The sequence below is a fragment of the Rhodococcus sp. 14-2470-1a genome (genome assembly GCF_002259425.1).
Lineage (GTDB): Bacteria > Actinomycetota > Actinomycetes > Mycobacteriales > Mycobacteriaceae > Rhodococcoides > Rhodococcoides fascians_E.
In genome coordinates, this window is sequence record NZ_NPFZ01000032.1 from 103,902 (window position 1) to 123,544 (window position 19,643).

The 19,643-nt window shown below is 61.4% G+C and carries 18 protein-coding genes; 16 read left to right on the forward strand and 2 right to left on the reverse strand.

From position 1 onward, the window contains the following. Positions 1 to 75 precede the first annotated feature (75 nt). From CH292_RS21430 to CH292_RS21485, 12 genes are all read left to right on the forward strand, one after another. On the forward strand, positions 76 to 1,260 hold the full coding sequence (locus CH292_RS21430; protein WP_094655684.1) for an amidohydrolase family protein: 1,185 nt from the start codon (positions 76 to 78) through the stop codon (positions 1,258 to 1,260). Positions 1,261 to 1,306: 46 nt separating this feature from the next. Beyond that, positions 1,307 to 1,555, forward strand: a complete 249-nt coding sequence (locus tag CH292_RS21435) for a hypothetical protein (protein WP_094655770.1) — start codon at positions 1,307 to 1,309, stop codon at positions 1,553 to 1,555. Positions 1,556 to 1,640: 85 nt separating this feature from the next. After that, on the forward strand, positions 1,641 to 3,272 hold the full coding sequence (locus CH292_RS21440) for an OB-fold domain-containing protein (protein ID WP_094655771.1): 1,632 nt from the start codon (positions 1,641 to 1,643) through the stop codon (positions 3,270 to 3,272). A 32-nt stretch (positions 3,273 to 3,304) separates the two neighbouring features. Continuing rightward, positions 3,305 to 4,537, forward strand: coding sequence for a CaiB/BaiF CoA-transferase family protein (locus CH292_RS21445; protein ID WP_094655685.1), 1,233 nt, complete (start codon positions 3,305 to 3,307; stop codon positions 4,535 to 4,537). Positions 4,538 to 4,678: 141 nt separating this feature from the next. After that, the gene (locus tag CH292_RS21450) at positions 4,679 to 4,984 is read left to right on the forward strand and encodes a hypothetical protein (RefSeq protein ID WP_218830196.1); all 306 of its coding nucleotides are present in this window, start codon (positions 4,679 to 4,681) and stop codon (positions 4,982 to 4,984) included. A gap of 54 nt (positions 4,985 to 5,038) precedes the next feature. Continuing rightward, positions 5,039 to 6,541, forward strand: coding sequence for a class I adenylate-forming enzyme family protein (locus tag CH292_RS21455; RefSeq protein WP_094655687.1), 1,503 nt, complete (start codon positions 5,039 to 5,041; stop codon positions 6,539 to 6,541). Positions 6,542 to 6,630: 89 nt separating this feature from the next. After that, the gene (locus CH292_RS21460; protein WP_094655688.1) at positions 6,631 to 7,914 is read left to right on the forward strand and encodes a MaoC family dehydratase N-terminal domain-containing protein; all 1,284 of its coding nucleotides are present in this window, start codon (positions 6,631 to 6,633) and stop codon (positions 7,912 to 7,914) included. Between the two features lie 47 nt (positions 7,915 to 7,961). Beyond that, positions 7,962 to 8,762 carry an enoyl-CoA hydratase/isomerase family protein gene (locus CH292_RS21465; RefSeq protein WP_218830193.1) on the forward strand — a complete coding sequence of 267 codons (801 nt, stop codon included), beginning with the start codon at positions 7,962 to 7,964 and terminating at the stop codon, positions 8,760 to 8,762. A gap of 51 nt (positions 8,763 to 8,813) precedes the next feature. Continuing rightward, the gene (locus tag CH292_RS21470; protein ID WP_094655689.1) at positions 8,814 to 10,001 is read left to right on the forward strand and encodes an acyl-CoA dehydrogenase family protein; all 1,188 of its coding nucleotides are present in this window, start codon (positions 8,814 to 8,816) and stop codon (positions 9,999 to 10,001) included. A gap of 94 nt (positions 10,002 to 10,095) precedes the next feature. Then, on the forward strand, positions 10,096 to 11,610 hold the full coding sequence (locus CH292_RS21475) for a class I adenylate-forming enzyme family protein (RefSeq protein ID WP_094655690.1): 1,515 nt from the start codon (positions 10,096 to 10,098) through the stop codon (positions 11,608 to 11,610). 37 nt (positions 11,611 to 11,647) lie between these two features. Continuing rightward, the gene (locus tag CH292_RS21480) at positions 11,648 to 12,799 is read left to right on the forward strand and encodes a thiolase family protein (RefSeq protein ID WP_094655691.1); all 1,152 of its coding nucleotides are present in this window, start codon (positions 11,648 to 11,650) and stop codon (positions 12,797 to 12,799) included. Positions 12,800 to 12,813: 14 nt separating this feature from the next. After that, on the forward strand, positions 12,814 to 13,635 hold the full coding sequence (locus CH292_RS21485) for a crotonase/enoyl-CoA hydratase family protein (RefSeq protein WP_094655692.1): 822 nt from the start codon (positions 12,814 to 12,816) through the stop codon (positions 13,633 to 13,635). 86 nt (positions 13,636 to 13,721) lie between these two features. On the opposite strand, the gene CH292_RS21490 is transcribed toward CH292_RS21485, so the two are convergent. Beyond that, positions 13,722 to 14,774: an acyl-CoA dehydrogenase family protein gene (locus tag CH292_RS21490; protein WP_094655693.1), complete on the reverse strand. Its 1,053-nt coding sequence runs from the start codon at positions 14,772 to 14,774 to the stop codon at positions 13,722 to 13,724. 117 nt (positions 14,775 to 14,891) lie between these two features. Here CH292_RS21490 and CH292_RS21495 point away from each other — a divergent pair, with 117 nt between their 5' ends. The 4 genes from CH292_RS21495 to CH292_RS21510 are packed head-to-tail and all read left to right on the forward strand — an operon-like array spanning position 14,892 to position 18,802. Then, positions 14,892 to 16,043 carry a thiolase family protein gene (locus tag CH292_RS21495; protein ID WP_094655694.1) on the forward strand — a complete coding sequence of 384 codons (1,152 nt, stop codon included), beginning with the start codon at positions 14,892 to 14,894 and terminating at the stop codon, positions 16,041 to 16,043. Between the two features lie 31 nt (positions 16,044 to 16,074). Then, a complete protein-coding gene (locus CH292_RS21500) occupies positions 16,075 to 17,235 on the forward strand; it encodes an acyl-CoA dehydrogenase family protein (RefSeq protein WP_094655695.1) in 1,161 nt (386 codons plus the stop codon). A gap of 26 nt (positions 17,236 to 17,261) precedes the next feature. Next, complete coding sequence (locus tag CH292_RS21505; RefSeq protein WP_094655696.1) at positions 17,262 to 18,029, forward strand: SDR family oxidoreductase; 768 nt, start codon at positions 17,262 to 17,264, stop codon at positions 18,027 to 18,029. After that, positions 18,026 to 18,802 carry a crotonase/enoyl-CoA hydratase family protein gene (locus CH292_RS21510; protein ID WP_094655697.1) on the forward strand — a complete coding sequence of 259 codons (777 nt, stop codon included), beginning with the start codon at positions 18,026 to 18,028 and terminating at the stop codon, positions 18,800 to 18,802. Before CH292_RS21505 ends, CH292_RS21510 begins: the two co-directional genes overlap by 4 nt. Before the next feature lie 292 nt (positions 18,803 to 19,094). Here CH292_RS21510 and CH292_RS21515 read toward each other — a convergent pair whose 3' ends face one another. Beyond that, complete coding sequence (locus CH292_RS21515; RefSeq protein WP_094655698.1) at positions 19,095 to 19,628, reverse strand: flavin reductase family protein; 534 nt, start codon at positions 19,626 to 19,628, stop codon at positions 19,095 to 19,097. Positions 19,629 to 19,643 lie beyond the last annotated feature (15 nt).

Consider the following 19,643-nt stretch of genomic DNA (forward strand, 5'->3'; position numbering starts at 1 on the left):
ATCCTCTGCTAGCGTCTAGAAAGTTAAACAAGTAACCCCCTTCCGATCCGTTCGGGGTGTTGTCCAGGAGGATTCATGCCACTGCAGAGCCATATGCAACTCATCTCGACCGACGACCATCTGATCGAGCACCCGGGGCTCTGGTCCGACCGGCTGCCGAAGAAGTTCGTGGATGCCGGCCCCCGCATCATCGAGAAAGAGATGCCGAAGTCCATCCATGCAGGTGATGGTGGGCGCAAGGACGGTGGCACCAAACTTGCCGAGGTGTGGGAGTACGAGGGCCGCATCTACCCGTACATAGGTCTCAATGCTGTTGCCGGAAAAAAGCCGGAGGAGTACGGCGCCGAGCCGACCCGGTACGAGGACATGATCCCAGGTTGCTACGAGCCGAAAGCCCGTATCGCAGACATGGACATCGACGGGGTGCAGGCGACGTTGTCTTTCCCGTCCTTCCCGAGATTTGCCGGCACGGTATTCCTCGAAGGTAAGGATAAAGAGCTGGCACTGCTCTCTGTCCAGGCGTGGAACGACTACGTCCTCGACGAATGGTGCCCCACTGCCCCCGATCGGTTGATTCCGCTGGTCATTCTCCCGCTCTGGTCGGTCGAGGATGCAGTGCGTGAGGTCTACCGAACTGCAGCCAAGGGTGCCCGCGCAATCTCGTTCCCGGAAAATCCATCGCCACTCGGACTTCCGTCTTTCCACACCAACCACTGGGATCCGGTGTTCACCGCCGTAGTCGAAACCGGCCTACCGTTGTGCGTGCATTTCGGCACCTCGGGAAAGGCGCCGATCACGGCGCCCGAAGCTCCCATGGCGGTCATGACGTCACTGTTCGGCTGCAACTCGATGTACGCGACTGCGGACCTTCTTTTCTCGCCGGTCTTCCATAATCATCCCGGACTGAAGTTCATGTTGTCCGAGGGTGGCATCGGTTGGGTGCCCTACATGCTCGAGCGCATGGACGCCGTCTGGACCAAACACCGTTACTACCAGAACATCAACCAGTCGGCCCGGCCGTCCGAGTTGTTCGCCAAGCACATCTACGGTTGCTTCATCGAGGACGAGTTCGGTCTTGCGAATCGCCACCTGGTCGGAATCGACAACATCACGTGGGAAGGCGACTACCCCCACTCCGATTCGAATTGGCCGAACAGCCGCAAGCTCGTTCACGATTCGATGATCGACGTCCCGGACGAGGATGTTCACAAGATCGTCGAGCTCAACGCGCGCAAACTCCTCAATTTCCCACGGATCTGACTCGCGCTCACCATCCACTACTGCGATTGCGAAGGAAATGTTTCTCATGGACGAACTAGTCGAACAGTTCCCCGAGGCCGATTGGGTCGATCAAGATCTGCTCACGCGCGACTTGGCGGGGTCGCTGCTCGCGGAGGAGATCGCAGCCGAGCGCGGTCGCCTCGACCGGTTGAGTCGTGGCGAGGGTGGTGACGACATCGTCATGAGCAAAGCCGACATGGAGCGCCGATTGGCAGCGATGATCGCTGTGCGGGACAACGTCGGTCAGAACACATCCGGTCGACGAACTTTCTGACGCGTCGTTTGTTCATGACGAGATATCCGATTCATCTGGAGGGCATGTGACCGAGTTGGTGGACACCGGTAGGCCCATTCCTCAAATGTCACTGGGCCGCGCAGACTATTGGGCGTCCGGCGCAGACGGAGTACTTCGAATTGCGCAGTGCCACAGTTGTTTGCGGTTCATGCACACGCAGAATGTGCTGTGTCCCCAATGTCACGGCCGCGACATCGGCTACGAGCCGGTGTCCGGAAATGGCACGATCGTCGGGTTCACTGTCAACCACCAACAGTGGCTACCGCACCTTCCGCCTCCGTACGTGGTCGCAATCGTGGCGCTGTCCGAGGACTCGCGCATCAGACTGACGACCAACATCGTCGGGTGCCCACCAGAGGATCTGTCGGTGGGTATGGCCGTCCGCGTCCTCTTCGAGCAGGTGTCCGACGACGTGTGGTTGCCGTTGTTCGAACCGAATCCGGACGCGTCAGCACTACCCGAGCCGATTCCCGAGCCCGCGGATTACCGGTCGAACCTGCGTCCGCCGGTCACGGCAACCAGATTCGAGCACGCAGTCGCCATCACGGGCGTCGGCCAGTCGAAGATCGGTCGCAGACTCATGGTCGAGCCACTGTCGTTGACCGTCGATGCATGTCTCGCGGCAATCGCAGACGCAGGCCTGACCTCGAGCGACATCGACGGCTTGTCCACGTATCCGGGTAGCGGCGGGGGAGGGGGCATGTCCGAGGGCGGCATCATGGCCGTCGAACAGGTTCTGAAAGTGCGGCCGACGTGGGTCAATGGTGGAAACGAACTGCCCGGGCAGAACGGGTCGATCATCGCCGCGATGTTGGCGGTGTCCTCGGGGCTGTGCAAACACGTGCTTTGCTTCCGAACGGTTTGGGAGTCAACGCATTCGGAACTCGTCCGGTCCGGACGTCTCACGGTCCCCAGCGCTAGGCCGACAGGCATGTTCGAACACCGTGCGCCTTTCGGTGCGATGTCGGCAGCCAACTGGATTGCCTGTCAAGCATCGAATTATTTCCACAGGTACGGCGGCGACCGTCGAACCCTCGGCGCAATTGCGGTCAATGCACGATCGAATGCGTCGGCCAATCCAGAGGCGGTCTACCGCGATCCGATCACCATGGACGACTACCTTTCGGCGCGCATGGTTTCTACCCCGTTCGGGTTGTACGACTGTGACGTTCCTATCGACGGCGCGGTAGCAGTCATCGTCTCCGCCGCGGAGACCGCGATGGATCGCCCGAACTCGCCGGTGTTCGTCGAAGCAGTCGGAACACAGATCATGGAAGACCTGTCCTGGGATCAAGGCACGCTGACGCACACGCCGCAATCGCTGGGTCCGGCGGCGCACCTGTGGACCCGAACCGATTTCGGCCCCGAAGACGTCGACGTGGCATTGCTGTACGACGGGTTCACGTTCAACGCTCTGTCATGGCTCGAGGGACTCGGGTTCTGTGAACCGGGTGGGGCAGCGGACTTCATCGACGAAGGTCGCGGAATTTCCATCGATGGGCGACTTCCGTTGAATCCCCACGGCGGCCAACTCTCGGCCGGCCGGACCCACGGGTACGGCTTCTTTCGGGAAGCGGTTCTTCAACTCCGCGGACAGGCACCCGGTAGGCAAGTGAAGGATCCGAAGGTTGCCGTCGTCACCGCCGGTGGTGGGGTGCCGTCCGGGGCCGTCCTTCTTCGCACAGACAAATCCTGAAAAAGAAAAACAATCACGTACGAGGAGTCGTCATGCATCGTCCCCTGGAAGGCTTTCGCATCCTGGAGGTCGCCCAGTTCACTTACGTCCCCGCTGCGGGCGCGGTATTAGCGGACTGGGGTGCCGACATCGTCAAGGTCGAGCATGCGGAGACCGGCGACCCGCAGCGCGGGCTTGTTCGCGTACTTGGGCACAAAGCAGGAAAGGAAGGGTCGTCGTTCGCGCCGATCATGGAAGGTCCGAACCGCAGTAAGCGCAGTATCGGTATCGACTTGGCGAACCCCGCGGCGCGACCTGTGCTCGAAGAGTTGATTCGACGCAGCGACGTTTTTTTGACCAACTATCTGCCGGGGGTGCGCACCAAGCTGTCGATCACGGTCGAGGATGTCCGCGCAATCAACCCGAACATCATTTATGTGACCGGTAGCGGCTTCGGCAGCCAGGGGCCGGATTCGGACAAGGGCGCATACGACGCGACTGGATTCTGGGCTCGCGGTGGCAGCGCGGACGGAGTCATGCCGGAAGGCGCAGATTCGATGGCATTCATGCCTGCGGGCGCCTACGGCGACAACATCGGCGGCATGACGATTGCGGGCGGAATCGCCGCAGCACTGCTCGGCCGTGAACGCACAGGAGAGCCGTCGGAGGTCGATGTGTCGCTGCTGGGTGTTGCCGCATGGGCCACTCAGTTCACCGTCAATCTAGCGTTGAGCTCCGGCGGTCCGCTGCCGAAGGTGAAGCGCAAGAAGACGGCCGCAGCGGGCAATCCGCTGACAGGTTCCTACCGAACCTCGGACGGACGTTGGCTGCAGTTCTCGATGTTGCAGCCCACCCGGTTCTGGAACGAATTCGTCACGGCGATCGGCCTGACACACCTGGTGGACGATCCGCGTTTCACGACGATGGATGGGATATTCGAGAGCGCTGAGGAAATTGGTGACTGGTTCGCCGATGCCTTTGCCGCCCGTTCGTATGACGAATGGTTGGTGCAGCTGGCGAGCCTCAGCGGCCCGTGGGCACCCGTACAGAACAGCTGGGACGTCGGCAACGACGCTGCGTTGATCGCCAACGGCCGGATTACCGACGTTGTCGACGCCGACGGTGTCACCCAGAAGCTTGTTGCCAACCCGGTCAAGTTCGACGATCAGCCTGTGCAGATGAAGCGCGCTCCACAGTTTGCGGAGCACACCGACGACATCCTGCGCGAGCTGGGCCTCGACGACGAGCAACTCATCGAGCTCAAGATTGCAGGCGCAGTCACGTAGTGACCGCTGAACGGAACTCGTGCAACAGTGCGCTAGTTCACTTGTAGTACTTTGTTAGATAAGTGACGGCCGGTCACTCGAATATATTTCGAGACACTGTCTTTCACACACCTGGTTCAGCTCGAATGGAGGAAGATAGTGATTCTCAAAGTCGGTCAATCGTTGGCCAGTTCTGTCGACACAACTGCCGTGATCGTGGTGCGTGCACCATCGGACGAAATCTCGCTGACGTGCGGTGGCGCGGAAATGGTGGTCGGGGGAAAGCCCACGGGTGATGGTTCGCAGATTGATCCATCCCTTGTCGGCGGTGCATTACTCGGAAAGAGATACGTCGACGATGCCGCAGGTTTGGAAGTGTTGTGCACCAAGCCCGGTCAGGGTCTGCTCGCAGTCGACGGTACCGCTCTGCCGATCAAAGCGGCCAAGCCGCTTCCCTCCTCGGACTGAACCCGGCCGACATGGCTTGCACACAATCGAACTCGAACCCGAAGTGAGTGTCGGATGAATATCACGTTGCTGTTGGACATGGCGGTGGACGGCTTCGGCGACCGTGTCGTCGTGGGTACCCGTACGGGCGGACTCTCCGCCAGGGAGTTGCAACGTCTCGCTACGGCGGGTGCCGCCGAGATAAAGAAATCCGGCGCAGACGCGCTGGTGTATCTGGCTGTCAACGGCCCGGCGTTCCCTGTCGCCATGTTCGCCGCGGCACGTGCCGGAGTTCCCTTGGTGCCGGTGAACTACCGGCTGGGTCGTGAGCAGCTCGATTCTCTTCTGGCCAACCACCCACACGCACTCGGTATTGCTGGAGCCGAACAGTCCGAAGCGCTCGTGCGTGCTGGCTTGAGGGTCAGGACACCGGAGGAGTGGTTGGCGGAATTGGCCTTTGCTGCCGAAGAATTCGACGATCTCGACGGGAACGACGACGCAGCACCTGCTGTCGTGATCTACACATCCGGTACCACTTCGGCCCCAAAAGGAGTCCTGCTGCGGCACGAGAACCTGTCCTCCTACGTCCTCGGGTCGGTGGAGTTCGCGTCGGCCGAGGAAACGGACTGCGCTCTGGTGAGCGTTCCGCCGTACCACATTGCCGCGGTGGCGAACGTCATCACCAACCTGTACGCTGGCCGACGCACCGTCGTGCTCGAGCAGTTCAGCCCGGCGCAGTGGCTCGATACCGCCAGAACCGAGGGCGTCACCAACGCACTTGTCGTTCCGACGATGTTGTCGAGAGTCGTGGAGGCCGATGTCGACAAGTCGGTGCCGACATTGCGGGGTCTTGCGTACGGCGGTGCACCGATGCCGGCTCGTGTGATCGAGCAGGCGCTGGCGATGTGGCCCGAAGTCGGGTTCGTCAATGCCTACGGTCTGACCGAAACCAGCTCCACCATTGCGGTTCTCGGGCCGGATGATCATCGAGATGCACTGCGGAGCGACGACGATGTCGTCCGCGCACGACTTGGTTCGGTAGGTCGCATAGTTCCCGGCATAGAACTCGAGATTCGGGATGCGGACGACGAGGTCGTGGGCGCCGGGGTCATGGGGCGCATCTGTGTGCGAGGTGATCAGGTATCTGCCGAGTATGCAGGCATAGGCCGAGTGGTAGACGAACGCGGCTTCTTCGATACTCGCGACAAGGGTTTCCTCGATGACGAGGGCTTTCTTTACGTAGGTGGGCGAGTCGACGACACGATCATTCGCGGTGCGGAGAATATCGCGCCTGCAGAGATCGAAGACGTGATGTTCAGACACCCAGCTGTCCTCGACGTTGCCGTCGTCGGTATGCCAGATCCGGAATGGGGTCAGCGGATCGAGGCGGCAGTTGTGCTTCGCCCCGGGGTTGCGCTCGACACCGGTGATCTTCGCGATTTCGTACGTGCGTCGTTGCGAAGCAGCAGAACACCGGAGCACATCGTCTACTGGGACGAGCTTCCGCGAACCGAGACCGGCAAATTGGTCCGCAGACACGTGGTCGAGCGGCTGACCGAGCAGGCCACCGGAGTGTGACCTGCGCAGTCCTATTTACATTTCCTTTCAAGAATTCAGTCTTGGCCGGTTCCTCCTCGAAGGCACCGCATCGATCACGGAGGTAATTCATGAGCACGGAGACGACAGAGCGAGCGGATACGGCGGAAGAGAAGTTCAGCTTCCTGGAATCCGACATACAGCGTGCGCGCGATTTGGTCGGGGTCTATCACGCTGTCACACAGCGTGATCAATTTTCCCGGGCAACTCCTGATGTGATGCGTGCCTTTGCTCGCAGCTACGGCGACGACAATCCACTGTTCGTGGACGAGGAGTACGGTCTGGACACTCGCTGGGGAGGCCAGATCGCACCGCCGATGATCAACATCGCGGTAACGAAAGATCTTCTGGCAGATCGAGTACCCAAAGAACAGCGGCGCCCTCCGTTTCGCGGAATCCACGTATTCGTGTCTGGTTCGACGACCGAGTGGTACAAGCCGGTCTACGACGGTGACGCGGTGTATTCGTTCCAGGGATTCGACAACGTCGAACTCAAGGAATCGGAATTCGCGGGGCGTTCGCTCGTTGTCACGAGGATCCACGTCCAGTTCAATCAGCGCGCGGAAATCGTACAGATTCAACGAGTTCTCACCATTCACACCGAGCGTCACGAATCGAAGAAGCGTAAGAAGTACGACACCATCGAGCCAGCCTCGTACACGCCGGAGGAGATCGCCGAGATCGATGCGATCTACGAAGCAGAGGTGCGTCGGGGGGCCGAGACCCGCTACTGGGAAGACGTTGTGGTCGGAGAGCCTCTCGGCCTCATGGCCAAGGGACCGTTGACGACCACCGACATGGTGGTATTCCACTCCGGTGGTTACGGTTTCGCTCCGTATACCCCGTGCACCGGCCGGTTGGCGTACAAGAACCGTCAGCGCATCGGAGCCTTCTATATTCCCAACGAACAGGGCATACCCGACGTCGCGCAACGTATCCACTGGGACGCCGAATACGCACGGTCCATCGGCCTACCGACGTCGTACGACTATGGGATGCTCCGCGATTGCTGGCTGACGCATTTCCTCACCGACTGGATCGGTGACGAGGGTTGGATCGAGACGATGTCCAGCCAGATGCGCAAGTTCAACTATCTGGGAGACACCCACCGATTCACGGGTGAGGTCGTCGGCAAACGACAAGAAGGTGACCGGTACCTGGTCGACCTCGAATTTCGAGGGACCAGTCAACGCGGTGAGGTGACCTGCCCCGCGACGGCGACAGTCTCATTGCCGAGCCGTGAGACCGGGTTGGCAGGACTGCGTACACCGCCCACGGAACTCAGTGCAATCGCGGCGCAGATGCTTGCTCGGCACGGCCAGTTGCGCGCGGAGAAGCGTCGACCTTCGGCCTGAGTACGGGGCTATGTTCGTTCTACAGCTATCAGAGGAGAGAGAGACCCGTGAGTCTGACCAGCGTAAAAGAACTGAAATCTCTGACCACCGTGATTGCGGAGCTGGCGGACCACGTTCTGACGATCACGTTGAATCGACCGGATCGAATGAATTCCTTCACCAACACGATGCGGGACGAGTTTCGTGATTTGTGGAGTTTCGCCGATCTGACCGATGACGTGCATGTGATCGTGCTTCGCGCGAACGGCGACCGTGCCTTCAGTACAGGCATGGACGTGAAGGAAGGTACGTATCTCGCGGACAATCCCTTCAGTAAGCGTGATCCGGGTGTCGATCTGTCGCCCAAACACAACGGATGTTGGAAGCCGCTGATCTGCGCAGTCCATGGTCTGGCTGCTGGTGGAGCCTTGTACTGGCTCAACGAGGCAGATCTGATCATTGCCAGTGACGATGCGCAGTTCTTCGATCCGCATGTGTCGTACGGTCTGGTCGCGGCACTGGAACCGATCGGTCTTGCGCATCGCATTCCCCTGGGAGAGGTGCTGCGAATGGCCCTTCTAGGACTCGATGAGCGAATGTCGGCCGAGCGCGCCCTCCAGATCGGCTTCGTCAGCGAGGTCGTTTCTCGCGACCAGCTATGGGATCGTGCAGCACTCCTCGCCGAGAAGATCGCGGCGAAGCCTCCAGCCGCGATCCAGGGAACCGTCCGAGCAATCTGGGAGTCCAAGGACGTTGGGCGCACCCACGCCCTTGCCACCGCGCTGCCGTACACGATGATCGGTAATCCGATCGGCAAAGCGCAGATCGACCGTTCCCAGGTTCCGACGCGCTCCTACGAGGTTCGGTGACTGGCATGAGAAAGAGGCTTTTCTTCCCGAGCTACGACAAAGAGGCGTGACATGGATTATGGAATGACACCTGACCTCGAAAAGTTCCGGCTCGAGGTTCGGGAGTTCGTTGCCGCGAACGCCCCTGATATCGCCCCGAAGGCAGGTGTTCGAAGTGCCGAGACCGCCGAGGAATTGGGCTTGTTGAAGGAATGGACTGGAAAGTTGTATGCGGCCGGCTACTTCGGTGGCGACTGGCCTACGAATTTCGGAGGACAAGGTGGTGACCACTCGGCAGAGCGAAGCGTAGTGGTAGGCGAGGAAATCGCCAGGGCAAGATCTTCTGTGTTACCGGGCGCAAGCAACTTGATTGCCCACGCGCTCTTCGACTTCGGAACCGACGAGCAGAGAAATAAGTATCTGCCGGGTATCAGGGCTGGGTCGGAGGTCTGGTGTCAGCTGTTCAGTGAACCCGGCTCCGGTAGCGATCTCGCCTCGCTGCGCACCAAGGCGGTACGAACCGACGACGGTGGGTTCCGGGTCACCGGGCAGAAGGTGTGGACTACCAACGGTCACTGGTCGGACTACGGCTACATGCTCGCGCGTACCGATCCGGACGCTCCGAAACACAAGGGGATCAGTGCGTTCATCGTCGACATGACCTTGCCGGGTGTCGACATCAGACCGTTGCGTGAGATGACCGGTACCTCGGATTTCAACGAGGTGTTCCTCGATGATGTGGTCTTGGCTCCTGACGCCGTGGTGGGGCAACTGAATCAGGGTTGGTCCGTTGCGAATTCGAGCCTGTCGCATGAGCGTTCGGGTGTGGCGGCCAACGCGGTGCGATTACGCCAGAGTGTCGATGCGCTCGAGGATCTTGCTCGCCGGGTGGAGCGCTACGGCAGGCCTGCGATCGAGGACGGGTACGTCCAGGACAGGCTCGGGCAACTGAAGGCATCGGTTGCCGCGCTCTCTGCGTTGGTATACGCCAACATCAGCCGTTGGTCACGAAAATCGGAGCGAGTGTACGACGCTCCGATGGCCAAACTTTCCTTCAGTGAAATCGGTGTCGAGGTGCAGCGGTTCGCCCTCGAATTGAGTGGCGAATCAGGCATCCTCGTCGAGAGCGATCCGGCGGTACTCGACGGGGGCCGGTGGCAGGACGAGTTCTTGTATGCGCGTGCCTTCACCATCGCGGGCGGAAGTTCGGAGATCATGCGCAACATCATCGCGGAACGTGGTTTGGGCATGCCGCGTTGATTGACCTAGTTAACCACGTCATCTATCTTGGAGATGCGTCTTCAACGACGTGAAGGGCGCACGTGTGTGCCGTCGTGCGAGGAGAGGCAATGTCATGACGAGTATCAGAGAAGCGTTGGGCTTGCTGTGGTCGGCGCCTGACGACGCACGAATGATCCAGCAGGACAAGCAGTGGTACACCTGGGGCCAGGTACGGCAGCTGGCGGAACGGATCGATGCGGAGCTGACCGAGATCGGTTGCTCTGAGGGTTCGCGGGTCGGCGTAGTGGTGTCCAACCGCGTAGAGACAGTCGCCGCGCTGGTTGCGATCCTGAGTAAGGGACGCACCGTCGTCACTCTCAATCCAATGCAGCCCACGGCACGAATCGCTGCGGACGTGGTGGCTTCCCGGCCTCCTGTCGTGTTGGCGCCACAGAGCAGTTGGGAAGCTCCCGAATTCGTCGCTGCGGCAGCAGAAGCCGACATCGTTGGATATGCCGTGGACGGGCAGGACGTTACCCGAATTGCCAGTCTGGCCACCGTGCTCGATGCGTCGGTTGCGGCAGTCGGTGACCCGGTAGCGGTCGAGATGTTCACGTCGGGGACCACGGGCACCCCCAAACGAATTCCGTTGACCTGGCGTCAACTCGAGTCGGCAATGGCTGCGGTCCACAAGCACACCGGCGCGGGCGGCAAAGTTCGCGAACCTCTCACCGGCAAAGCCGCGTTGGTCACCCTTGCGATAGTGCACATCGGCGGAATGTGGAGCGTGATTCAGTCGTTGACCGAGGCCCGACCGTTCGTGTTGTTGCCGCGATTCACGGTCGACGGTTGGGTCGATGCCGTCTTCGAACACAAGCTGGCCATCGCAAGCCTGCCGCCCGCTGCGATGCGAGCGGTCCTCGGCGGCGATGTTCCCAAAGAGAAACTGTCCAGTCTGCGAGCGGTCACGGCGGGAACAACGTTCGTCAGTCCCGACCTGGCCGACGAATTCACCGACAAGTACGACATACCCGTCATGATCGTGTACGGCGCTACCGAATTCGGGGGAGCCGTTGCCGGATGGACGAGACCCTTGATCGAGCAATGCTGGAAGGCCAAACGGGGGAGTGTGGGCAAGCCGTTCCCCGGTGTCAGCATGCGCACGGTGACGCCGGAGGGAGTTGTCCTACCAGTGGGCGAGACCGGCATGCTGGAGGTATCTGCAAAGCAGGTCGGCGCAGGTGAGGGTAGTTGGCTCAGGACCAGCGATCTCGCGCACCTCGACGACGACGGATTTCTGTACATCGACGGGCGGGCCGACGACGCCATCGTGCGCGGCGGGTTCAAGATTCAGCCCGAGACCGTGTGCAACGCCTTACGCGCACATCCGTCCGTGCACGACGCCACGGTCTACGGCAAAGACGACGAACGACTGGGGCAGGTTCCGATCGCCGTCGTCGAACTGACGTCGTCGGCATCCGCCCCGACCGAAAGTGAACTGCGCGAATTCGTTCGAGACCGTCTGACCGGCTACGAGGTTCCCGTTGCGATCCACACGGTCGACGCCCTACCTCGCGGCGCCTCGCTCAAGGTCGACCGCCGCCGTCTGATCGAGCTCGTGAAGGATCTCGAATCCGCACGCGTTTAGCACATCCAGCCTAGACCGAACAATCAAGGAGCACAGCATGTCCGCAGTCATCGTCGGAGCCGTCCGAAGCCCTGTCGGCAAGAGAAACGGCGGGCTGGCAGGCGTTCATCCCGCCGACCTTTCTGCGGCGGTTCTCAACGGGTTGGTACAGCGCACGGGTATCGATCCAGTCATCGTCGATGACGTGATCTGGGGGTGCGTACAGCAACTCGGTGATCAGGCGAACGACATCGCGCGTAACGCCGTGCTCTCGGCAGGATGGCCTGATTCCGTACCAGGCGTCACCATCGACCGCCAGTGCGGATCCTCCCAGCAGGCACTCAACTTCGCGGTCGCCAGTGTCGAAGCTGGGCACTACGACGTCGTGGTAGCAGGTGGTGTGGAATCGATGTCGCGTGTCGCGATGGGTTCGGCCGGCAAAGTCGGCGGCAGTCCCTACGGACCGGGCTTCCTCGAACGCTACGAGGTTGCTCCCAACCAAGGTGTCGGCGCGGAGATGATCGCGGACAAGTGGGGTCTGAGCCGTACCGATCTCGACACCTTCTCGGCTCGGTCCCATGAACGAGCTGCCGCCGCTCAGGACGCCGGATGGTTCGACAAGCAGATCGTGCCCATCACGACCCCGGACGGCACCGTCATCAGCAAGGACGAGGGAATTCGACGCGGAACCACCGTGGAGAAGCTCGCCGCGTTGAAGACGGTATTCAAGGAAGACGGAGTCATACACGCAGGCAATGCATCACAAATCTCCGACGGTTGCGCTGCCTTGTTGATCATGAGCGAAGAAGCTGCCGCGAAGTACGGACTGACACCGATCGCAAAGATCCACACCGCAGTGGTTGCGGCTGCGGACCCCGTCATCATGTTGACTGCACCGATCCCTGCGACAGCCAAGGCGTTGGACAAGTCGGGGCTCACCATGGACGACATCGGGGTGTTCGAGGTGAACGAGGCGTTTGCGTCGGTGCCTCTGGCGTGGCAGAAAGAGATCGGCGTGGATTCGGACAAGCTCAATCCGAACGGCGGTGCCATCGCACTCGGGCATCCGCTCGGCGGTTCGGGAGCGCGAATCCTGACGGACATGATTGCGCACATGCAGCGCAACAACATTCGATACGGATTGCAAACGATGTGCGAGGGCGGCGGTCAAGCCAACGCCACTATTCTCGAACTGATCGACGCGAGCTGAGAGGTAGAAGCGACATGACCGAATCGACCGCAGTGACCGAACCGACCACGCTGCCATCAGGTGCGCTCGTGGAGCGAGCAGGCAACGTCATGATCATCTCGATCAACCGACCCGACGCGCGCAACGCCGTGAACTCTGCCGTGAGTGCTGCGGTCGGGGCCGCTCTCGACGAAGCAGAACAGGATCCGGAGGTGCGGGTGATCGTCATCTCCGGCGCTGGAGACAAATCTTTCTGCGCGGGTGCAGATCTGAAAGCGATCGCCCGAGGCGAAAGCACCTACGCGCCCGGTCACGAAGACTGGGGTTTTGCGGGTTTCGTCAAGCATGTCGTCCAGAAGCCCACGATCGCCGCGGTGAACGGTTCGGCGCTCGGTGGCGGTACAGAACTCGCGCTTTCGGCCGACCTGATCGTGGCGGCGCAGAATGCAACTTTCGGTCTACCCGAAGTCAAGCGTGGGTTGCTTGCGGGCGCAGGCGGCGTTTTTCGCCTTCCCGCGCAGATCCCGCAGAGACTGGCGATGGAGATGGTGTTCACCGGCGACCCGATCAGCGCTGCGCGAGCACTCGAGTTCGGACTGATCAACAGCGTCGTCGACGAGGGGAAGTCCGTCGAAGCAGCTGTCGAACTTGCTCAGCGGATCGCCGTCAACGCACCTCTGTCTGTTCAGGCAAGCAAGCGCATCGCCTACGGCATCGTGGATGGCAAGCGCTCCGACGAGGATCACAAGTGGGCCTTGTCCGCGTCCGAATGGGACCAGTTGCGCCGGAGCGAGGACTCGAAGGAGGGTCCGCGGGCGTTCGCCGAGAAGCGCGCACCGGTCTGGCAAGCTCGCTAGGTAGCAGCTGGGTATCCGGGTGAGACCGGACGCACTGGAAGGCGGGAACCCGATAGGGTTCCCCGCCTTCTCCTGTCAGTGGCCGGTCAGACGCGGACCAATCTGCGACGATGGAACGAGACCGTTCCGTCGAGGAGCTCGTCGACCTTGATCCTTCTCAGTAGAAGGTGGAGGTCGTGTTCCCAGGTGAACCCGATTCCGCCGTGTACCTGGAGAGCGGTCTGGGCGACGGTGCTGGTCGCCTCACCTGCGTATGCGGCGGCCGCGGAGACGGCTGTCGTTCGTTCCGAGGACTTGTCGTCGAGTGCCACCGCTGCGGCCCACAGTGCGGCTCGCGCGGATTCGACCGACAGGGCCATGTTCGCGCAGTGGTGCTTGATGGCCTGGAAGCCGGCAATGGGCTTCCCGAACTGATGTCGACTTTTCGCGTAGTCGACGCTCTCTTCCGACAACCGCGCCGCAGCCCCGAGTGCATCGAACGCGCGAAAAGTCGCGAGCTGGTCGTGGACGAACTCGGCGGTGCCGGCGGGTAGTCCGTACCACTGGTCGGCCTCGAGAGTGATGTCGATGTCAGCGACCGAGAAGGATCGAGTGAGGTCGAGCGTGTCGAGTGACCGTGTGCCGACTGCCGAGACCGACAACACCGCGGCGACCTCGATGCCGTCGCCGCACCGAGCGACTACCAGGATGTGCCCGACGTCGATGAGTCCGCAGACCGGTGCCGAGGTACCGCTCAGCGAGAGTGTGCCGTCTTCGATGGTCGCAGCGAGGGAATCACCGTCGATCGACGCGAGCACCGGCAGGACCAGTTCGTTTCCTGCACTGGCATTTTCGTACAGGGGATGCTCCAGAAACTCCAGTAGGCCCGTTGCGATCGCCAATTCGGCCAATGGAAGTGGGCTACCCAGGCGGCCGTGCTCTTCAGCAAGAACTGCAAGATCGACATGGGTGCCTCCCATGTCCTCGGTCAGCAGTGCGGCGAGGCCGGAGTCGACGAGATGCCGTAGGTCCTCGGGACGCAATCGTGCCGGGCCGTCGTCGATCGATGGTCGCCGAGCGGCGATCGGATCGTGTTTGACGAGCCAGGCGCGTTCAGCGGCGGCGAGGGCGTCTTGTTCATCGCTGAGCGCGAAGTCCATGCAACTCTCCTCAGAAGTGTTTGACGTAGTTAACCATGTAATCTATCTTTTGAGTAGCGGCAGTGGACACAATTCCCATTCTTCCACTGCATTCGGCTACATCGATCGGAGCCATACATGCAGGTCCGGGAAGCAGTCATCGTCGAGGCGGTACGCACGCCCATCGGAAAGCGGAACGGTTCACTGAACGGAATACACCCTGTCGATCTGTCTGCGATCGTACTAAGCGAACTGGTGCACCGCAGCGGAATAGACCCGGGCACCGTCGACGATGTGATGTGGGGTTGCGTCACGCAGCTCGGCGATCAGTCCAGCAATGTCGGCAGGTTCGCGACTCTCGCCGCAGGGTGGCCGGAGTCGGTACCGGCAGTTACCATCAACCGTGCCTGTGGTTCGGGCCAGCAGGCCATCGAGTCCGCTGCACACGCAGTCATGTCCGGGGCATACGACATCGCTGTCGCAGGCGGCGTGGAGATGATGTCGCGGGTACCACTCGGCGCGACCCGTGCGTCCGGATTCCCCTACGGCCAGACAGTTCTCGACCGCTATGGTGTCGACGGACTCGACCAGGGCACCGGGGCGGAGCTCATCGCTCAAAAGTGGGGACTGACTCGGCACATGTTGGACGAGTACGCATCACGCTCGCACCAGCTCACCGCCGAGGCAATCGACGGCGGGGCATTCGATTCACAGTTGGTGGCAGTCGACACCGTAGACGCGAAACTCGACGTCGACGAAGGACTGCGCCGCGGAACCACCCCGGAGACGTTGGCAAAGATGAAGCCGTCATTTCGGGAAGACGGCGTCGTACACGCAGGGAACGCATCACAGATCTCGGACGGGGCTGCCGGAGTGTTGATCACGACACCGGAAAAGGCGCGCCAATTGGGATTGACGCCTATCGTGCGAATCCTGGCGGGGTCGGTCGTCGGCGCCGATCCGGTGTTGATGTTGACCGCACCCATCCCCGCGACTCGGAAAGTCCTGGCGCGAGCGGGATTGAGCATCGACGATATCGGTGCAATCGAGATCAACGAAGCGTTCGCGCCGGTTCCTCTCGCCTGGCAGATCGAGCTCGGCGCCGATCCGAGCCGTGTGAACCCACTCGGGGGTGCGATTTCGGTGGGGCACCCCCTCGGTGCCTCGGGGGCCGTTCTCACCACGCGCCTGATTCACCACATGCGCGAGAAGGGCCTGCGCTACGGACTGCAAACGATCTGCGAAGGTGGCGGCACCGCGAACGCCACCATCTACGAGCTTGTCGACTGATTCGCGAACACAACAGACCGGGAGATTCACAGTGTCACAGAGCTTTTACGACGCCGATCATTCGGCGTTCCGTGCGTCCGTCCGCGAGTTCGTGAACCGAGAGGTCGCGCCGAATCTCGATCGTTGGGAAGAGGAGCGGAGCACGGGCCGGATCGTGTGGAAGGCTGCGGGTAGCCAAGGCATCCTCGGTATTCGTATACCCGAGGAGTTCGGCGGTGGCGGAGCGGGGGACTACCGCTTTCGCTGTGTCGTGCAGGAGGAGCTCGCGCGAGTCGGTGCCGCCGCATTGGCGTCCGCGTTCTCCATCAACGAAGACATCGTCGCGTCGTACCTGACCACGTTCGGCACCACCGAGCAGAAAAAGGCCTGGCTGCCGGGAATGGCAGATGGCTCGACGGTCGCATCCATTGCGCTGTCGGAGCCTGCCGCAGGCAGCGACCTTCGCGGCATGAAAACCACCGCGGTGCGCGATGGTGACGACTGGGTGATCAACGGCGCGAAGACGTTCATCACCAGCGGCTTCTCCTCGGACATCGTTCTTGCAGCGGCCCGTACCGGCGAGAAGGAGGGTCGTCCGCAGCTCTCGCTGATCCTCGTCCCGACCGACACACCTGGGTTCGCCCGAGGCCAGAAGCTTCGCAAGCTCGGCCTGCACGCTCAGGACACCGCCGAGATCGCCTTTTCGGACGTACGTGTACCACTCGCCAACCTCGTCGGCGAGGAAGGACGTGGTTTCCACCACCTGACCGCCCAGTTGCCTCTCGAGAGGCTGTCGATTGCCTGGCGCGCTCTGGTTGCTGCCGAGGCTGCTCTGGAATGGACACTGAAATACACAAGCGAGCGAAAAGCCTTTGGGCAGCGCATCGTCGACTTCCAGAACACCAGGTTCAAGCTTGCCGAGATGACGACCGAGGTCGAAATCACGCGCAGCTTCCTCGAGCAGAGCATTTTGTCCTACAACGATGGATCATTCGACGCCACCCTCGGAGCAAAAGCCAAGTGGTGGACGACCGAGTTGCAGAAGCGTGTCACCGACGGTTGTCTGCAAATGTTCGGTGGATACGGATACATGGATGAATACCCCATCTCACGCGCGTACGCGGACGCTCGGGTTCAGACGATCGTCGGCGGCACCACGGAGATCATGAAAGAAATCATCGGCCGGGACCTGGCGAACCGCTACCCGTCCTGACCACCGAAGAAAGAACAAGGTTTTCGATGAATCTCACAGACAATACGTTTCTCGTCACCGGCGGCGCATCCGGTCTGGGTGCCGCAACAGCGGCGGCGATCGTCGACGGCGGTGGACGCGTCGTCATCGCCGACCTCCCGACCTCGGACGGTGAGGTAACCGCGAAAGGCCTCGGGGACGCAGCGGTGTTCCTTGCTGTCGACATCACCGACGAAGACAGCTTTGCAGCCGCTCTGGATTCCGTAGAGTCCCACGGCCGCCTGCGTGGAGCGGTCCATTGCGCAGGTAGAGGCGGCGATCGTCTGCGAATCCTGGACAAAGAAGGCAATCCGGCTCCACTACAGAGCTTCCGGGATGTGCTCGAAGTAAACCTGATCGGCACGTACAACGTGCTCCGGCTGGCGTCTGCACGGATAGCGCGCAACGAGCCGGTCGACGGAGAGCGCGGTGCGATCGTTCTCACGGCCTCCGTCGCAGCGTTCGACGGTCAGATCGGTCAGACCTCCTACACGGCGTCGAAAGCAGCTGTGCACGGCATTACTCTCGTCGCTGCGCGCGATCTCGCCAGCGTAGGAATTCGTGTCAACACCATCGCGCCCGGAGTGTTCGACACTCCGATGTTGGCGCGCCTACGTGATGACATCCGAGAAGGTCTTGCAGCGGGCGTTCCGTTTCCCAAGCGACTCGGCCAGCCGGAGGACTATGCCGACATGGCGGTCACTTTGCTCGGCAACTCGTACGTCAACGGCGAGACCATCCGACTCGACGGTGCGATTCGGATGGCGCCGCGATGAGTGCCACTGCGAGCGGTGAGGTGATCGTAGATGCCGACAACGGCGTCCTGACCATCACAATCGACAGGCCGGCGCAGCGCAATGCCATGACGAAGGCGGCAGCACACGTGATCGCTGCCGCCCTGATTCGGCTGGACGAGGACCCTGATCTACGGGTGGGAATCCTGACCGGAAATGGTGGGACGTTTTGTGCGGGAATGGATCTGAAGCGCTTCCAGCTCGGCGAGCGGCCCGTGGTGGATGGGCGCGGGTTCGGTGGGCTCGTCGAGTCTCCGCCGGAGAAGCCTCTTATCGCGGCGGTCGAAGGGTGGGCGCTCGGCGGGGGCTTCGAACTGGTGCTGGCATCGGATCTGGTTGTCGCGGGGGAGAGCGCCAAGTTCGGCCTCCCCGAAGTGACGCGCGGTTTGGCCGCACGAGCCGGCGGTATCTTTCGTGCTCCTCGCGTGTTGCCGCGAGCTGTTGCGCTCGAAATGTTGCTGACGGGACAACCGCTTTCCGCGGCCACCGCACTGAGTCACGGCCTGCTCAACCGAGTAGTGGACGACGGTTCGGCATTGACCGTCGCTCGAGACATCGCCGCTGTCATCGCCGCCAACGCGCCGCTCGCAGTGCGGGCAAGCAAGGCGTTTGCGCTCGCGTCGAGGACGATGTCCGATTCCGAGGCGTTCGAAGTGCAAGGTGCATACACAGATCCGGTGTTCGCCTCGCAGGACGCGATCGAAGGACCCGCCGCATTCGTGGAACGTCGCCCGCCGAGGTGGACGGGTCGGTGAGCGACGCCCCAGCACGCTGTCGCTAGCCCGACGAGGTGGCGGATGCGTCGCTCTGACCCGGATGGTCGTCGCGTGGTTCACCGCTGGAGGGCAGACGTACCTCACTGAAGGCAATCGATCGCTGCTGGAGTGCTACGAAGCAGTAGTCGCTGTGTGCATGCGCGCGAGCGCCGAGAACTCGGGTGAGTGGGGGTAGATCCAACACTTGGCGGCTCGATGGGGTTGCAGAGCTCAAAAATGGGGTCGGTGGACATAGTTGTCCACCGACCCCATTTTGCGCCGTGTCGAACCGCTACCAGGCGAGATTGCCGTCGAGCAGCGATTGTGCTGTGGAGGAGTAGTCCCCATAGCCACCGCGGAAGAACAACAGTGGGTTCTTGACCGACGCAGCGCGCAGATCGTGCACCCTACCGACTACCAGGAGATGGTCACCGAGTTCGACGACCTTGTCGATCACGCAGTCGATCCACGCAACCGTTCCGTCGAGTACCGGATTGTTCAACGACGACTTCTCCCAGGCGACGCCGGCAAACCGATCTGCACCTCGCCGAGCCATCTTTCGGCACAGAGCTTCCTGGTCGGAGGCAAGTGCGTTGGCACAGAAGCGCTCAGCCGCAACAATCTTGGGCAATGTCGACGACGAGCGGTCCGCGAGAAATGACACGAGTGGCGGGTCGAGCGATACCGAAGTGAACGATCCGACGACCATTCCCACCGGTTCCCGGTCGGATCCGATAGTCGTTACCGCCACGACGCTCGTCGGAAAATTGCCCAACACGTCGCGCATGTGTCGCGCATCGATCTCGACGACTGTCGGATCACTCATCCTGTTGTTCCTTCT

Excerpts from the sequence above, each read along its gene's own strand:
- CH292_RS21435 (WP_094655770.1), top strand. The coding sequence starts at position 1,307 with ATGGACGAACTAGTCGAACAGTTCCCCGAGGCCGATTGGGTCGATCAA.
- CH292_RS21455 (WP_094655687.1), top strand. The coding sequence starts at position 5,039 with ATGAATATCACGTTGCTGTTGGACATGGCGGTGGACGGCTTCGGCGAC.
- CH292_RS21510 (WP_094655697.1), top strand. The coding sequence starts at position 18,026 with ATGAGTGCCACTGCGAGCGGTGAGGTGATCGTAGATGCCGACAACGGC.
- CH292_RS21445 (WP_094655685.1), top strand. The coding sequence starts at position 3,305 with ATGCATCGTCCCCTGGAAGGCTTTCGCATCCTGGAGGTCGCCCAGTTC.
- CH292_RS21470 (WP_094655689.1), top strand. The coding sequence starts at position 8,814 with ATGGATTATGGAATGACACCTGACCTCGAAAAGTTCCGGCTCGAGGTT.
- CH292_RS21475 (WP_094655690.1), top strand. The coding sequence starts at position 10,096 with ATGACGAGTATCAGAGAAGCGTTGGGCTTGCTGTGGTCGGCGCCTGAC.
- CH292_RS21490 (WP_094655693.1), bottom strand. The coding sequence starts at position 14,774 with ATGGACTTCGCGCTCAGCGATGAACAAGACGCCCTCGCCGCCGCTGAA.
- CH292_RS21440 (WP_094655771.1), top strand. The coding sequence starts at position 1,641 with ATGTCACTGGGCCGCGCAGACTATTGGGCGTCCGGCGCAGACGGAGTA.
- CH292_RS21430 (WP_094655684.1), top strand. The coding sequence starts at position 76 with ATGCCACTGCAGAGCCATATGCAACTCATCTCGACCGACGACCATCTG.
- CH292_RS21480 (WP_094655691.1), top strand. The coding sequence starts at position 11,648 with ATGTCCGCAGTCATCGTCGGAGCCGTCCGAAGCCCTGTCGGCAAGAGA.
- CH292_RS21460 (WP_094655688.1), top strand. The coding sequence starts at position 6,631 with ATGAGCACGGAGACGACAGAGCGAGCGGATACGGCGGAAGAGAAGTTC.
- CH292_RS21485 (WP_094655692.1), top strand. The coding sequence starts at position 12,814 with ATGACCGAATCGACCGCAGTGACCGAACCGACCACGCTGCCATCAGGT.
- CH292_RS21515 (WP_094655698.1), bottom strand. The coding sequence starts at position 19,628 with ATGAGTGATCCGACAGTCGTCGAGATCGATGCGCGACACATGCGCGAC.
- CH292_RS21495 (WP_094655694.1), top strand. The coding sequence starts at position 14,892 with ATGCAGGTCCGGGAAGCAGTCATCGTCGAGGCGGTACGCACGCCCATC.
- CH292_RS21505 (WP_094655696.1), top strand. The coding sequence starts at position 17,262 with ATGAATCTCACAGACAATACGTTTCTCGTCACCGGCGGCGCATCCGGT.